The organism is Mesorhizobium sp., assembly GCF_004962925.1.
Taxonomy (GTDB): Bacteria; Pseudomonadota; Alphaproteobacteria; order Rhizobiales; family Rhizobiaceae; genus Mesorhizobium.
The window spans coordinates 20,458-35,988 of record NZ_SUEO01000015.1 but is presented as its reverse complement, the minus strand read 5'-3'; the positions used below and the strand labels follow the sequence as shown (position 1 = coordinate 35,988).

13 protein-coding genes are annotated in these 15,531 nt (G+C 62.9%); 9 read left to right on the top strand and 4 right to left on the bottom strand.

Annotated features, from left to right (window positions below; translation table 11 throughout):
* Positions 1 to 8: 8 nt before the first annotated feature.
* The 4 genes from E5W87_RS05890 to E5W87_RS05875 all read right to left on the bottom strand — a co-directional run bounded on the left by E5W87_RS05890 (position 9) and on the right by E5W87_RS05875 (position 4,649).
* Entirely contained in the window at positions 9 to 1,031 is a 1,023-nt protein-coding gene (locus E5W87_RS05890; protein WP_292394883.1) for a zinc-dependent alcohol dehydrogenase family protein, read from the bottom strand.
* Between the two features lie 18 nt (positions 1,032 to 1,049).
* Positions 1,050 to 2,822 carry a TRAP transporter large permease subunit gene (locus tag E5W87_RS05885; protein WP_292394882.1) on the bottom strand — a complete coding sequence of 591 codons (1,773 nt, stop codon included), beginning with the start codon at positions 2,820 to 2,822 and terminating at the stop codon, positions 1,050 to 1,052.
* Entirely contained in the window at positions 2,819 to 3,403 is a 585-nt protein-coding gene (locus E5W87_RS05880; protein WP_065006078.1) for a TRAP transporter small permease subunit, read from the bottom strand. Before E5W87_RS05880 ends, E5W87_RS05885 begins: the two co-directional genes overlap by 4 nt.
* Before the next feature lie 340 nt (positions 3,404 to 3,743).
* Positions 3,744 to 4,649 carry a branched-chain amino acid ABC transporter permease gene (locus E5W87_RS05875; RefSeq protein WP_292394880.1) on the bottom strand — a complete coding sequence of 302 codons (906 nt, stop codon included), beginning with the start codon at positions 4,647 to 4,649 and terminating at the stop codon, positions 3,744 to 3,746.
* A 149-nt stretch (positions 4,650 to 4,798) separates the two neighbouring features.
* Between E5W87_RS05875 and E5W87_RS05870 the strand changes: the two genes are divergently transcribed.
* The 9 genes from E5W87_RS05870 (at position 4,799) to E5W87_RS05830 (ending at position 15,530) form a co-directional block, all read left to right on the top strand.
* Entirely contained in the window at positions 4,799 to 5,407 is a 609-nt protein-coding gene (locus E5W87_RS05870) for a CGNR zinc finger domain-containing protein (protein WP_292394878.1), read from the top strand.
* Positions 5,400 to 5,930: a hypothetical protein gene (locus E5W87_RS05865; protein WP_292394876.1), complete on the top strand. Its 531-nt coding sequence runs from the start codon at positions 5,400 to 5,402 to the stop codon at positions 5,928 to 5,930. Before E5W87_RS05870 ends, E5W87_RS05865 begins: the two co-directional genes overlap by 8 nt.
* Positions 5,931 to 6,150: 220 nt before the next feature.
* Positions 6,151 to 9,630 (top strand): indolepyruvate ferredoxin oxidoreductase family protein, encoded by a 3,480-nt coding sequence (locus E5W87_RS05860; RefSeq protein WP_292394874.1) that lies wholly within the window; start codon positions 6,151 to 6,153, stop codon positions 9,628 to 9,630.
* 155 nt (positions 9,631 to 9,785) lie between these two features.
* Positions 9,786 to 12,098 (top strand): EAL domain-containing protein, encoded by a 2,313-nt coding sequence (locus E5W87_RS05855; RefSeq protein WP_292394872.1) that lies wholly within the window; start codon positions 9,786 to 9,788, stop codon positions 12,096 to 12,098.
* Positions 12,099 to 12,245: 147 nt separating this feature from the next.
* Complete coding sequence (locus tag E5W87_RS05850; protein WP_292394926.1) at positions 12,246 to 13,025, top strand: hypothetical protein; 780 nt, start codon at positions 12,246 to 12,248, stop codon at positions 13,023 to 13,025.
* Positions 13,026 to 13,152: 127 nt separating this feature from the next.
* On the top strand, positions 13,153 to 13,302 hold the full coding sequence (locus E5W87_RS05845) for a DUF3096 domain-containing protein (RefSeq protein ID WP_065006071.1): 150 nt from the start codon (positions 13,153 to 13,155) through the stop codon (positions 13,300 to 13,302).
* 202 nt (positions 13,303 to 13,504) lie between these two features.
* Positions 13,505 to 13,729 carry an aa3-type cytochrome c oxidase subunit IV gene (locus E5W87_RS05840; RefSeq protein WP_292394869.1) on the top strand — a complete coding sequence of 75 codons (225 nt, stop codon included), beginning with the start codon at positions 13,505 to 13,507 and terminating at the stop codon, positions 13,727 to 13,729.
* 101 nt (positions 13,730 to 13,830) lie between these two features.
* The gene (locus E5W87_RS05835; RefSeq protein ID WP_292394867.1) at positions 13,831 to 15,105 is read left to right on the top strand and encodes a Re/Si-specific NAD(P)(+) transhydrogenase subunit alpha; all 1,275 of its coding nucleotides are present in this window, start codon (positions 13,831 to 13,833) and stop codon (positions 15,103 to 15,105) included.
* Entirely contained in the window at positions 15,102 to 15,530 is a 429-nt protein-coding gene (locus E5W87_RS05830) for an NAD(P) transhydrogenase subunit alpha (protein ID WP_189644465.1), read from the top strand. The genes E5W87_RS05835 and E5W87_RS05830 overlap by 4 nt, the downstream gene beginning before the upstream one ends.
* The last annotated feature ends 1 nt before the right edge of the window (position 15,531 follow it).

The following is a 15,531-nucleotide window of genomic DNA, read 5'->3' as shown; positions in this document are numbered from 1 at the left end:
TTTGCCGATCAGCGCGGCACCACCAGCACCTTGACTTCACCTGGCGCAGGCGGGTTGGCGATCACCGCGGCCGCCTCTTCAAGCGTTACCTGCCGTGAGATGAGCTTGTCGATCTCGATCGCACCCGAGGCGATGAGATCGGCGGCCCGGCGATGCGTAAACGGATTGAGGAACGAGCCCAGAACCTTCAATTCCCGGAACAACAGGTCGAAAGGTTCGAATTCCGCTTTGATGCCTTGAGGCGTCACGCCGACGATGACAACCGTGCCGCCGGCCCTGGCGAGCCGCATCGATTGTTCGACCGTCTCTCTTACGCCAGCACATTCGAACACCACATCGACACCGCCCGGCAGCAGACCCGACGGGCCGCCGACCGTATCGATGATATCGCAAGCGCCGGGGTCGACCGTCGCTGTTGCGCCCAATTCTTCGGCGAGGGCACGCCGCGAGGCCTGGCGCGTCGACAGGATGATTGTGGTCGCGCCGGCAAGCCTCGCCAGTTGCACGGTGAGCAGGCCGATCACGCCGCCGCCAAGCACAGCGACCGAGGAGCCGGGTTTTATCCGGCCCAGGTCCATGCCATGCAGGCAGCAGCCAAGCGGCTCGCAGAATGCGCCATGCGTCGGCTTCAGGTCTTTCGGAAGGAGGATGGCCTGCTTCTGAGGCAGCACGACATATTCGGCGAAACCGCCGTCGCGGCGGATGCCGATGGCCATCAGATTGTGGCAGAGATTGATGCGACCGGCATGGCAGTGCGGACAGCGCCCGCAGGCAATGTTGGGATCGCCGGTGACGCGATCGCCGACCGAAAAGCCGGACACAGCGGTTCCAATCGCCTCGACGATCCCGGAGAATTCATGCCCGGGCGTCACCGGCGGCGTACAGGGAAATTCGCCATGGAAAAGATGCCGGTCGGTGCCGCAGACGCCGCACGCCTCGATCCGCACCAGGAGGTCGTCCGGTCCTGCGGATGGTTTGCCGACCTCGCGTAGGGCAATGTTGCCCACGCCCTCCAGCCGCACCGCTTTCATGTCTGTTGAGCCTCCGGATCAATTGAAACTCGGTGGCTGGGACAGATCGGGTGCTGGCGCTGCTGGCTTGGCAGGCGGCGTTTCACCGAAATTCGGCGGCTGCGACAGATCCGGTGCAGGCGCGGTCGGCGCCGTGCCGCCATCCGCCGGCGGTGCGCCGAGCGGTGACAGGCCCGGCGTTTCCGGCACCTGGTAATCGATCGTGCCCGGGTCCACTGCCGTGCCTTTGTAGTGCATCACCATCTGCGGGAAGGCGATGGTCAACCCGATCATGATGACCTGGATGCAAACGAAGGGAACCGCCCCCCAATAGATCTGGCCGGTTGTCACCGGCGCGATCTGCTTGCCGGTGAGGCGGTCGAGATAGGGCACGCGGGCGGCGACCGAACGCAGGTAGAACAGCGCGAAGCCGAAGGGTGGATGCATGAAGCTGGTCTGCATGTTGACGCCGAGCAGCACGCCGAACCAGATCAGGTCGATGCCGAGTTTGTCGGCGGCCGGCGCCAAAAGCGGCACGATGATGAAGGCGAGTTCGAAGAAATCGAGGAAGAAGGCGAGCAAGAAGACGAGGATGTTCACCCCGATCAGGAAGCCGACTTCGCCACCCGGCAGCGAGGTCAGGAGGTGCTCGACCCAGATATGGCCGTTGACGCCGTAGAAGGTCAGCGAGAACACCCGCGCGCCGATCAGGATGAACAGCACGAAGGACGACAGCCGCGTCGTCGACGCCAGCGCCTGCTTGATCACATCCAGCGACAGCCGCCCCTTCATCGCCGCCATGATCAGCGCGCCGACAGCGCCCATGGCGCCGCCCTCGGTCGGCGTGGCGATGCCCAGAAAAATGGTGCCCAACACCAGGAAGATCAGCGCCAGCGGCGGGATCAGCACGATGATCACCTGCTGCGCCAGCCGCGACATCATGTTGATCTTCAGGCGCTGGTCGGCGATCGCCACGACATAGAGGAAGATCACGCCGATGGTGGCGCCGAGGATGTCGGCGTTTTGGCCGTGCGACGGCGCAAGATAGCGATACGCCGCGTAGGAAACCACGACTGCCGCCAGCACCGCGAACAGCAGCGACAGGACACCGTGGCCGAGCGTGCGGGCCTCCAGCGGCAGGGCCGGCATCGACTTTGGCCGGACGATCGACATGATCACGATATACATCGTGTAAAGGCCGGTCAGAACCAGCCCCGGGATCAGCGCGCCCGCATACATGTCGCCAACCGAGCGGCCGAGTTGGTCGGCCAGAACGATCAGCACCAGCGAGGGCGGAATGATCTGGGCGAGCGTGCCCGATGCGGCAATGACGCCGGACGCCACACGGCGGTCATAGCCGTAGCGCAGCATGATCGGCAGCGAGATCAGGCCCATCGCGATGACGGAAGCAGCCACCACACCCGTGGTTGCGGCAAGCAGCGCGCCAACGAAGATCACGGCATAGGCGAGGCCGCCGCGGATCGGTCCGAACAACTGGCCGATCGTATCGAGAAGGTCCTCGGCCATGCCCGATCGTTCGAGCACGATGCCCATGAAGGTGAAGAACGGGATGGCCAGCAGCGTGTCATTCGACATCACCCGGCTACCGTAGAAATTATCCGGCAGTGCGTGCAGCAGCGGCCAGGCGAGATTGATCGAGCCGCCCGAATAGGGCGACAGCAGCACGCCGATAAAGAAGAACAGCAGGCCGTTGGCGGCGAGCGAAAACGCGACCGGGTAGCCGATCAGCAGGAAGATGACCAGCGAGGCGAACATGATCGGCGCCATGTTCTGGGCGATGAACTCCATCACGAGCGCACCTCTTCGGCGAGCGCTTTCGCTTCGAGTTCTGCCTGCTCATGCACCGATATGAACGGGGTGGGATCGTCCATGTCGCCGCGCATGATGGCGATCTTCTTGATGATCTCGGAGATGCCCTGGAGCGCGAGCAGGAAAAAGCCCACCAGCAGGATCGCCTTCGCCGGCCAGATGATCAGCCCGCCTGAATTGTTCGACATTTCGCCGCTGCGAAACGACAGCGAAACATAGGGAACGAAGTAGATCACCATCAGCGTCACGAACGGCATCAGGAAGAAGAGGTGGCCGAGAAGGTCGATCCAGTGCTGCACGCGGCGTGAGAACATGCCGTAGACGATGTCGATGCGGATATGGTCGTTCTGCTTCAGCGTGTAGGCGGCGGCCAGCATGAAGGCGGCGCCGAACAGATACCACTGCAGTTCCAGCCAGGCGTTCGACGACATGTCGAACGTCTTGCGGATGACCGCATTGGCGGCGCTGACTAGGATTGCCAGCAGGATCAGCCACGACACCCATCTGCCGATGAATTCGTTCACGCGATCGATGGTTCTGGATAGAGCGAGAAGCCCTGCCATGCATTCCTCCCTTTACGCATCGGCCCCGAAAATCGGTGTCGATTTTCGGAAAGCACGATGCGTGACTCAAATGTCAGCGGCGGCCGATTCCCGCTTGTTTTTCGTCGCGCCGCTGTGGCCCAACGGTATGCCGTGCGTGGCCCGGCGGGTCAACACGGGGCAAGTCGAGTAAAACAATCTTGTGAGATGGGGAAGGGGCGAAACAGCCGCCTGACTAGCGCATGACCCCGAAAATCGAAATCGATTTTCGCTGGGGATGCGCAAAATCAAAGTGCTACAGCGTCCTTTGCGCGTCCGAGAGGACGCGCGGCGCTGTAGACGTCATGCAACCAAAGTCTAGTTAGGCAATCTTGCTCTGGTCGCGGCCGGCGCCGATTAGCACCAGCATGGCGACGAGGAACAGATACATCCAGGCGTCGCGCCACTCGACCGGGAAGTAGCCGGCCCACAGCGATTCGGCCATGCCGAACGCGGCAGCGCCAAGTGCTGCCCGCAACGGCGAGAGATAGCCGCCCACCGCCGTCACAAACAGGATTTTCAGCCCGTAGACCAACCCTGTGCCGAAGCTGATGTTGCCGTAGTAGAAGGCGGCGAGGACGCCGGCCAGTGCCGCGCAAAGGCCGCCGAAAAGCACCGCACGCCGAAGCACCGCGCGAACATCGACGCCGCACATCGCCGCCGCCCTGGGATCGTCGGACACGGCGCGCCAGCGCCGGCCGAAGCTCGAGCGGGCGAACGCCCAGGCGGCGAGCCCGATAGTTGCCGCGACGACAGCGCAGTCGAGCAACTGAATGAGCGTCAGCGTGGCATTGAAATTGGCCCTCCGCGCAAAAATGATGGGCTGGGCCAGCATTGGCGGCAGCCACAGATCATGGGTATCGGCGGCGATGCGGCTGGCTTCCGACAGGGCCAGCAATATGCCGAGCGTCGTCACCACGATGGCGTTGGGCGAGCGGTCGGCCAACGGTTCGAAGATGGTTCGCGACAAGACGCGGCTGAGCAGCGCCGCATAAAGGAACGCCGCAGCTACGCCGAGCGCGACGGATGCAAACAGCGTCAGCCACAGCGCCTGATAGCCGAACGCCGCGGTGAGGATCATCGTATGCCCGCAAAAGGCGAACAGCGCCCCATAGGCAAGATTGGTGCGGTGAAGGATGCCGTTGGTCAGCACGTAGCCGAAGGCAAGCAATGCGTAGAGCGCGCCCGAATGCAGCCCGTTCAGAACCTGCTGGAAGAAATAGAGCATGCAATGTCCTCGATGCATGCCCCGCAATCGGGGCGCAGCGGTTTGGGACGACGACATTCTCAGGACTAGGCTATCGCGATCGCCTCCGTGACGAGCGTTGCACCCGGAATCTAACTTGTCAAATGCGATTTATCGGTTAGATTCGCCATATGGCAGTATCCTGGACTCCGCACCGCTTCACCGGTGGCATGCTTGCGCTCGACACGGCGAACACCGTCGTCTTGCGGAACGATCCGGAGAAAACCTTCGACCGGCTCAAAGATCCGGCCGAGATCGCCCGCTTTGCCGAAGCGGCGAGCGGCTTTCGTGCCGTCGAGGTCGGCGGCAGGCCGCTCGTAGCGCCGGCGCCTGAAAAGATCGCGCCGGTGGTGCTTTCGATCAGGGAGACGACCGATCGGCTGTTTCGCCGTGCGGTTTCGAAAGGTGCGATCGCCACCGGAGACATGCCTGAATTCCTTGAAGCCTGCGCCGACGGACTCGCCCAAAGCCGCACCGAAATCGGGAGGCCCGGAAAACCGTTCGGCGATCCGGCGACGCCGATTGCCTTCGAGGCGGCGCTTGCGATCTCGGCGCTGTCGCTGCTGCGCGGCGACACAATCGCCAGGCTGAGGATATGTCCGAACTGCAGCTGGCTGTTTGTCGATAAAAGCCGCAATTCCAGCCGCCTCTGGTGCGACATGGCGGTGTGCGGCAACCGACAGAAGGCAAACCGATACTATCGCCGCCGGACCGCGGCGAGGGAGATCACCAATGTCTAAGAGATTCTCGCGCGCGATGATTGTCGTCGCGGCGTTGTTCGCGGCGGCCGCGCTCGGCGCCTGCCGTGACTCCGACAAGGACCAGTTTTTCGCCATTTCCGGGAAGCTGTTCGAGTTCAACTACCGGCTGGGCATCGCCACCTATGTCATCACCCTCAATCCGCTGCGGCCGGTGGGTGAGGGACAGGTCGCCGTGGTCTCCTTCCAGAACCCGGCCGGTGGTGATCCGATCATCGTCACCCAGAAAATATGGCCGAAGCTGCCGCATGTGACGCTGACCAGCCCGCCGCTCACCTGCGTCGTCAAGGACAAGCCCTATGCGGTGTCGATCCGCATCGAGGATTCCAGCGGCAAATTGCTGCAGAGTTTCGAGACGACACTGACGTCCTCGCTCGACCAGTCGGTCCTGCCCGACCGGCCTCTCGTGGTCGGGCCAGTCTACGAGCTCAACAAGGACCTGGCCGGCCATGTCGACGGCAAGCTGCCCGGCGAACCGAAGCCCAGTTGCCCAAAGGCCGCATGATGCGTCACCAGCGGCACTGGACCGCCGCCGGAATTTTCGTACTCGGCCATCCTCCCCGAGGCGTTTCGTGGCGTCACACGGCCGCGCACGGGTCATTTGTTGCGCGCCGTCTGGCACCTTCGATTTTGTTTGACCTCCCCGGCAAGGGAAGAAAGACTGTAGGCACTCGACTCCGACGTTGGCTGCGCTCGAACTGCGGCCTCCGCAGAGGAAATGCCTGATGACGCTGCATGATGTCGCGCTCGACGACAAGTTCGACCTGGGAAAGGAGCGCATCTTCCTTTCCGGCGCGCAGGCGGTCATCCGCATGCTTTTGATGCAGCGCGAGCGCGACCGCCGGGCTGGCCTGAACACCGCCGGCTTCGTCTCCGGTTATCGCGGCTCGCCGCTCGGCGGCCTCGACATGCAGCTTTGGAAGGCCAGGAAGCAGCTCGCCCAGTCGGACATCGTCTTTCAGCCCGGCCTCAACGAGGAACTCGCGGCCACGGCCTGCTGGGGATCGCAGCAGGCCGAGTTGCTGGGCGAGGGCACGCATGACGGCGTCTTTTCGGTCTGGTACGGCAAGGGACCGGGCGTCGACCGCTCCGGCGACGTGTTCCGCCATGCCAATCTCGCCGGCTCGTCTAGACATGGCGGCGTGCTTGCCCTGATGGGCGACGACCACATGGCCGAATCCTCGACCAACGCGCACGCCACCGAATTCCTGTTCGTCGACACCATGGTGCCGATCCTCAATCCGGCTGGTGTTCAGGAGATCATCGACTACGGGCTCTACGGCTTTGCCATGTCGCGTTTCGCCGGCACCTGGGCGGCGATCAAATGCGTCAAGGACAACATCGAATCGACGGCTTCGGTCGATGCCGCGCTCGAACGGCTTAGTATCGTCGTCCCGGACTTCGACATGCCGCCCGGCGGTCTCAATATCCGCAACGAGATCGACATGCTCGGCCAGGAGGAGCGGCTGCATGAATACAAGCGCGCCGCCGCTTCGGCCTTCATCCATGCCAACGGGCTGAACCGGATCGTCTATTCCGGCGGACGTGCTCCGAAGCTTGGCATCGTCACTATCGGCAAGAGCTATCTCGACGTCCGCCAGGCGCTGGAGGATATCGGCGTCGACGAGGCCGCCGCCAACCGCATCGGTATCAGGCTGTTCAAGGTCGGCTGCCCGTGGCCGCTCGACCTGCAGCACATTGCCGACTTCGCTCGCGGCCTCGACACCATCGTCGTCGTCGAGGAGAAACGCTCGCTGATCGAGGTGCAACTGCGCGAGAACCTTTACGGCACCGCCACGCAGCCGGTCATCGTCGGCAAGAAGGACGAGCGCGGCGACGGGCTGTTCCCGGCCAAGGGCGCGCTCGACCCCAACGACATCGCCATAGCGCTCGGCGAGAGAATCTTGCGAACGATCGGCCCGTCGGACGAGATTGCCGCGCGGGTGGCGAAACTTCGCCAGTTTCAGGCGATGCTCGCCGACACGTCAGACATCGCCTCGCGCACGCCCTTCTTCTGCTCCGGTTGCCCGCACAATTCCTCGACCAAGGTGCCGGACGGCTCGCTCGCAGCCGCCGGCATCGGCTGCCATTTCATGGCGCTTTGGATGGACCGCAACACCGTTGGTTTCACCGCCATGGGCGGCGAGGGCGCGCAATGGGTCGGCCAGGCGCCGTTCTCGAAGCGCGACCACATCTTCCAGAATCTCGGCGACGGCACCTACAACCACTCCGGCGCACTGGCGATCCGCTTTGCGCTGTCGACCGACGCCAACATCACCTACAAGATCCTCTACAACGATGCCGTCGCGATGACCGGCGGCCAGCCGCATGAGGGCGGCCTGACGGTGGACATGATCGCCAGGCAGGTGCGGGCCGAGGGCGTCGAGCGCATCGCCATCGTCACCGACGAGCCGGACAAATATGCCGGCAAGGTCGAATTCCCCGCCGGCGCCACCATCCATCATCGCGACGACCTCGACCTCGTCCAGCGCGAATTGCGCGCGGTCAGGGGCACATCCGTGCTGATCTACGACCAGACCTGCGCCGCCGAAAAGCGCCGCCGCCGCAAGCGCGGCACCTTCCCCGATCCCGACAAGCGCGTCTTCATCAACGAACTGGTCTGCGAAGGCTGCGGCGATTGCGGGGTGCAGTCGAATTGCGTGTCGATCCAGCCGGTCGAAACCGAATTCGGCCGCAAGCGCAGGATCGACCAGTCGAGCTGCAACAAGGATTTCTCCTGCATCAACGGCTTCTGCCCGTCCTTCGTCACCGTGCATGGCGCCAAGATCAGGAAGGCCGAGGGTATTGCCGGCACGACCGATCCGCTCGACGGCGTGCCCGCGCCCGCCGAATTCCCGCTCGGCGAACAGGGCTGGGCGGCGATCATCGACGGCGTCGGCGGCACCGGCGTCGTCACCATCGGCGCGGTGCTCGGCATGGCGGCCCATCTCGAAGACAAGGGCTGCGGCATGATCGACATGGCCGGCCTTGCCCAGAAGGGCGGTTCGGTGTTCACCCATGTCCGCATCGCGCAGAGCCCGGACGATATCCATGCCATCCGTGTTTCAGCAGGGAAGGCCGACCTCGTGCTTGGCTGCGACCTCGTCGTGTCGGGCGCCCAAAAGGTGCTCGCCGCGGTGCGCGAAGGCCACACGATCTTCCTCGCCAACACCGCCGAGATCATGCCCGGCGAGTTTACTCGTTCGGCGGATTTTTCGCTGCCTGTCGAGCGGCTGAAAAAGGCGATCCGCACTGCCGCCGGCGAGGAAAAGGCGCATTTTTTCGATGCAACTCGCACCGCCACCGCGCTGTTCGGCAGTTCGCTCGGCGCCAACATGTTCATGCTCGGCTTCGCCTTCCAGCATGGCGGCTTGCCGCTGTCGGCCGAGGCAGTCGAAAAGGCGATCGAGCTCAACGGCCAGGCCGTGGCGATGAACGTCTCAGCCTTCCGCTGGGGCCGCCGCGCCGCCCACCAGCCGGATTTCGTGCGTGGCCTCGTTGCCCAGCCGGGCAAGGCTGCACAGTCTGCCGCTGTCGCCGAAACGCTGGACGACATCATCGCCCGCCGCGTCGCCTTCCTCACCGCCTATCAGAACGCCGCCTATGGCAAGCGCTATGCCGACAGACTGGCCGCGTTGCGCCAGGCCGAAGCCAACGCGGTACCCGGTTCGACTGATGTGACCGAGGCCGCCGCGAGGAACCTGTTCAAGCTGATGGCGATCAAGGACGAATACGAGGTGGCGAGGCTCTACACCGACGGTTCCTTCGCCGCCGAGCTGGGCAAGCAGTTCCAGAGCTACGACAAACTCGAATTTCATCTCGCGCCGCCGATCATGGGCAGGCGCGGCAAGGACGGCAAGCCGAGGAAGTCGAGCTTCGGTCCCTGGATGATGAAGGGGTTCCGCCTGCTGGCAGCGATGAAAGGCTTGCGCGGCACTCTCTTCGATGTGTTCGGCTACAGCACCGAAAGGCGTATGGAGCGGCAGCTTCTTGCGCAGTACGAAGTCGATTTGGAGCTTGTCGCCGCAGCACTCGCGCCGGGCAGGGTCGAGGCCGCGGCAGCGCTTGCCTCGGTGCCGGCGCTCATTCGCGGCTATGGTCACGTCAGGCAGGCCAGTGCCGAAAAGGCCGCTGGCGAGCGCCAGAGGCTGCTCGATCGGTTGGCAAAGACGCCGGTGCGGCGGGACCTCCAGGCCGCCGAGTGATCGATATGCCTTGTGTACCTGAAGGATAGCTTCGTTTACCTGAAGAATAGCTTCCCCGGCGTCAACCGACCTGACGGTGAGGCCCGAAACGGCCTCTCTAAATCTTTCTTAAGGCGAATGTGACACAGCTTGGCTCCCCAGGGTGGGATTCAAGCGTGAATCTGAGAAGAAAGAACGAGATCCCGGTCGACGTCTACATTCCGTTCGTGGAAACCCTGTTTCGCGACGGTCTGACGCTTTCGATCGGATTCTTCGCCCAGACCTTGCTGGTTGTGCTGGTCTACTGGAAGACCAAAGATCCGACCTACATCGCCGTGGCCGTCGGCTTGCTTACCGTGGCCTTTCTGCGCCTGCGCAACATCAGGAAATACCGCCACGCCCCGCCGCCCAGGACCTGGGAGGAAGCGCGCCACCGCGAGAATGATTATATTCTCTACGGCTCCATGCATGGTTTCATGCTGGCGGCCTTCTGTTTCGTCGGCATCTATCTCGCGCACGACAATTTCGCCGAGATCGCGGCCGTCTGCGTGACGCTGGCGTCCGCCACGTCGATTGCAGGCCGCAACTATGGCTCGCCGAGGATGGTCATGATCTTCATCGTGGCCATGACGTGGCCCATCTCGCTGGGCTTTATCCTGCGTGGCGATGTCTACCACGTCATACTCGGTCTGATGTCGGCTCCCTTCCTGTTCGCGATCAAACGGTTCGCCGATGTCGTCCGCGAAGTCCTGTTTACCGCTCTGTCCGAGGAGAAGAAGGCTAATCGCATCGCCCAGCGCTTCAACCGCGCCCTCAACACCATGTCGCATGGCCTTGTCATGCTCGGTCCCGACGGCCGGGTGGCGGTGGCCAATGCGGAAGCCGCGCATCTGATGTCGCTCAAGTCCCCCGACGCGCTGCTCGGGCGGTCGATCCACGGTCTGCTGATGCGCGGCGTTGCCGGCGGCATGCTGGCGCCGAAGGACTGCCGCTACATCGAAGCCCAGCTTACGCGCGCCCTGCGCGAAGGGCGCGACCGCAAGGTTCTCGTCTCGCTCGCGAACGGTCAGCATTATGAGTTCTCGGCGCGCGAGGGTAGCCAGGAACTGGGCGTCATCACCTTCGAGGATGTGACGGCCCGCGTCGAGGCGGAAGACAAGATCCGCTTCATGGCGCGCTACGACAGCCTCACCGGCCTGCCCAATCGCGCCTATTTCCACGAGTTGATCGGAGAGGCGATGGCGTCCGGCGACCTTGAGCGCCTTTGCGGGCTCGCCGTGCTTGATCTCGATGACTTCAAAAGCGTCAACGACACCCTTGGTCACCCGGTCGGCGACGGACTGATCTACGCCGTCGCGGAGCGGCTGGCGGCGGTCGCCGGCCCAGGCATCACCATCAGCCGTTTCGGCGGTGACGAGTTCATGATCTTCTTCGACCGCGTCGAAGACGAAAGTCATCTGATCGGCCAACTCGACGAGATTTTCGTCGACCTGCAGGGAGAGGTCGACGTCGCCGGCCATGGACTGCGCATCCAGGCCAGCGGTGGCGCGGTGCTGTCGCGGGTCAAGGATACCGATGTCGACGCCATGATCGTCAAGGCGGACCTCGCGCTCTACAAGGCCAAGGAACTGGGCAAGAACACTTGGCGGTTGTTCGAGGCGTCGATGGATGCCGCTTTCCGCAACCGCCAGCTGATGAAGGCAGATCTGCGCACCGCGGTGGAAAGCAAGGGGCTGCGGGTGGTCTACCAGCCGATCGTGGCGATGAGCACGATGCGCATCGTCAGTTGCGAGGCGCTGTGCCGTTGGGACCACCCCGAGCTCGGGCCGATTTCGCCCGGCATCTTCATTCCGCTGGCGGAAGAAATGGGCATCATTTCCGAGATCAGCACCTTTGTCCTGCATGCCGCGTGCACCGAATGCGCCAAATGGCCCGCGCAGACCAGTGTCTCGGTCAATCTCTCGGCCAAGGATTTCCGCAACCGCGACGTTATCCAGAAGGTTAGCGATGCGCTCGCCAGTTCCGGTCTCGCCGCCGGCCGCCTGGAGATCGAGGTCACCGAGACGGCACTGCTCGACGACAAGTCGCTGACGCGTCAGTATATCGAGGAATTGAAACGGCTTGGCGTGCGCATCGCGCTCGATGATTTCGGTACCGGCTATTCGAGCCTGAGCTATCTCCACAAACTGCCGCTCGACAAGATCAAGATCGACCGTTCGTTCCTTATAGACGTCACCCAGAACAGCCGTTCGCTCGAACTGCTCAAGGGCATCGTCAATCTGTCACGGCCGTTGGGGCTTTCGGTGACAGTCGAGGGCGTCGAAACCTTCGAACAGCTCAAGATACTGTCGTTGCAGGTCAAGCCGGACCTGGTCCAGGGGTTCCTCTTCGGCTCAGCGCTCAGCGCATCCGGCATCGAGACCATGTCGAGCACGGTCTGGCCCTTCGCCAAGGACATCAAGACCGCCAGGAAGGCGACACGCCGCTAATTTCCGACGAAAAATCTCGTACTTTAGTATAATTCTACCTATTATTAAGGTTAATGACTGGTAAATGACCCCTATCCTGTTTTCATCTTTACATCGTACGACCCCGCCGTAGTGTTGATCGCGGCGGCAGTTCCGGGGATTGAGTTTATGGTTGTTGAGTTGATTTCGCCTCGCCAGGCGGCGGGTGCGGACGGGAATGATGCGTCCGACACTATGTCCAGCTTTGCTAGGAATGTCTCGGCGATGCTCGAGCGGACGGAATACCGTCGATGCGACAAGGGCGAAGACCTCGAGGACATTTACCGCCTGCGCTACAAGTCATATCGTCTGAGCGATATGGTCCCGGAAAATCCCGACCATATTGTGCATGACGAGCTCGACGAAGCGGCCAATTGCTCCAAGTTCGGAATCTATATCGACGGTGTTCTGGTCAGCACGTTGCGCATTCACCATGCCTGCAGCGCCACGCCGCAGTCGCCTTCCACGACGGTCTATGGCGACATTTTGCGCCCTATGCTGGCGTCCGGTGCGCATTTTGCCGACCCCAGCCGCTTTGCCGCTGATCCGGACTGGTCACGGGTCTATCCGCAGATTCCGTATCTGACGCTGCGCCTCGCCGGCATGGCATGCTTCTACTTCGACGCGCCTTACTGCCTCTCCACCATTCGCCCGGACCATGCAGGCTTCTACCGTCGCATTTACTGTTCCGAGCAGATTGGCGAGTTGCGCGATTATCCGGGCCTGAATTACAAGGTCGTGCTCTACAGCGCCAACGTCAGCGCCATCCGCGAACGGTCTTTCTCCCGTTTCCCGTTCTTCCGTTCGACGCCGATGGAGCAGCGCATGCTGTTCGAGACACCTAGCGCCGGAGAACTCGCGCCGCTGACCATCCTGCCGACAGCCAAATACTATCGCGAAGCCGCCTGACATTTGGCAATTTTTAGAGCGCGGCTGGAGCTTTCCGGCCGCTTCGGCGTTCTGGCAAGCGCGCCGGTGGCGCACGAACGACGTCGACTGCATAGCGTTGACGGCAATTCTATCGAAAGGAACCGACATGACCATTTCCACGCTCGCACTCACTCCGCTGATCTCGCTGATTGCCGGCGTGCTGATCCTGGTGATGCCGCGACTTCTCAACTACATCGTCGCGCTCTATCTGATCGTCGTCGGCTTGCTCGGGTTGTTTCCACAGCTCGCCGGCTGAAAATGCCGGCTGGCGCGGGCGAGCGTTAGCCGGCAAGCAAGCGCCAGGCGGCAGCCACGGTCGCCTCCGGAGTATCCTCGTGCATCTGGCGGCTTCAATTTTCCTTTGAGGCTGTTGTCTCCGGCGATGCGGCAATAGCGCCATTGCCCTCGGCCCGGCTTTTCGCTATGTGCCTGAAAGATGTCTTCGAAGGGGTATTCCTATGGCTGATCACACGCCGACCGGTCCTGTCGAACTGGGCGCGAAGATGGACTATGCCGAGCATGATCGGACCTATGCAGGCTTCCTCAGGCTCGCGAAATACGGATCGCTCTTTTGCCTCGCCGTGCTGCTGGCAATGGCTTTCGGCTTTTTTGCGGGAGGCTTCTTCTCGGGGTTTATCCTGTTCGTTCTGATCCTCGCCGTCGGCGCCTTCATTCTCCGGTAAATTCTTCAAAACCCCTTGCCCTTCAAAACCCTTGCCCATGACATCGCCGGAAGTCCGGCCGGCGTCCTGCGCAGACAGGTTCCAGCCGAAAGGATCATGCGGTGGGACAGACGGTTTTCATCCCTCGTGAGCTCGATGCGAACGAGCCGCGCGTTGCTGCCTCGCCGGATACGGTGAAGCGGCTGGCGGGGCTGGGGTTCGACCTAATCGTCGAAAGCGGGGCCGGCACTGCCTCGCGCATTCCCGACGAGGAGTTTGCCAAGGCGGGCGCTGCGATCGGTAAGGCCGGCGATGTCGCCAAGGCCGACGTGGTGCTGAAGGTGCGCCGGCCTGATGAAGCGGAGCTGAAGGCCTATCGCCGGGGCACTGCGGTCATCGCCATCATGGATCCCTACGGCAACGATGCCGGTGTCGCCGCTCTGGCAAGGGCCGGCGTCACCGCCTTCTCGATGGAGTTCATGCCGCGCATCACCCGCGCCCAATCCATGGATGTCCTGTCCAGCCAAGCGAACCTCGCAGGCTATCAAGCAGTGATCGACGCGGCTGCCGAATATGACCGGGCGCTGCCGATGATGATGACGGCGGCCGGCACGGTGCCGGCGGCGAGGGTCTTCATCATGGGCGTCGGCGTCGCCGGCCTGCAGGCCATCGCCACCGCGCGACGGCTCGGCGCCGTCGTCACCGCCACCGACGTGCGCCCCGCCGCCAAGGAACAGGTCGCCTCGCTGGGCGCAAAGTTCCTGGCGGTCGAGGATGAGGAGTTCAAGGCGGCCGAGACGGCTGGCGGCTACGCCAAGGAAATGTCGAAGGAGTATCAGGCCAAGCAGGCGGCACTGACCGCCGAGCACATCGCCAAGCAGGACATCGTCATCACCACCGCGCTGATCCCCGGCCGTCCGGCGCCGAAGCTGGTTTCGGCGGCGATGGTCGCTTCGATGAAGCCGGGCTCGGTGATCATCGACCTCGCGGTCGAGCGCGGCGGCAACGTCGAGGGCGCGGCGCCCGGGCAGGTGGTGACCACGGCCAACGGGGTAAAGATCGCCGGCCATCTCAACGTGCCGGGCCGCGTCGCCGCATCCGCCTCGCTGCTCTATGCCAGGAACCTCTTTGCGTTCATCGAGACGCTGGTCGACAAGACCACGAAGACGCTTGCCATCAACCGCGACGATGAGCTGGTCAAGGCGACGATGCTGACCGATGGCGGCAAGGTCGTGCATCCGGCCTTCGCCGGCAAGCCGGCGGTGATGATCGCCTCGGCTGAGCCTGCGAAACCCGCAGTTGCAAAGAAACCGGCTGCTGCAAAGAAATCGGCCGCACCACCCAAGAAACATGCCGCACCCAAATCGCCCGCTAATAAGTCGAAAGGGATCGCGTGATGGACCAGACCTTGCAGAAAGCCCTCGACCAGCTCGACCAGGCGACCGCCGCCGTCCGGCTCGCAGTGCAGGATCTGGCCACTGCGCCTGGCGGCACTGAAGCGGCAGGCGACGCCGCGCATGCGCTGTCCGGCGGGGCGATCGATCCCTTCGTCTTCCGCTTCGCCATTTTCGTCCTGGCGATCTTCGTCGGCTACTACGTCGTCTGGTCCGTCACGCCGGCGCTGCACACGCCGCTGATGGCCGTGACCAACGCCATTTCCTCGGTCATCGTCGTCGGCGCGCTGCTTGCCGTCGGCATCTCGGCGTCAGGCATCGCCACCGGCTTCGGTTTCGTCGCGCTCATGCTGGTCTCGGTCAACATCTTCGGCGGCTTTCTCGTCACCCAGCGCATGCTGGCGATGTACAAGAAGAAGGACAAGTAGA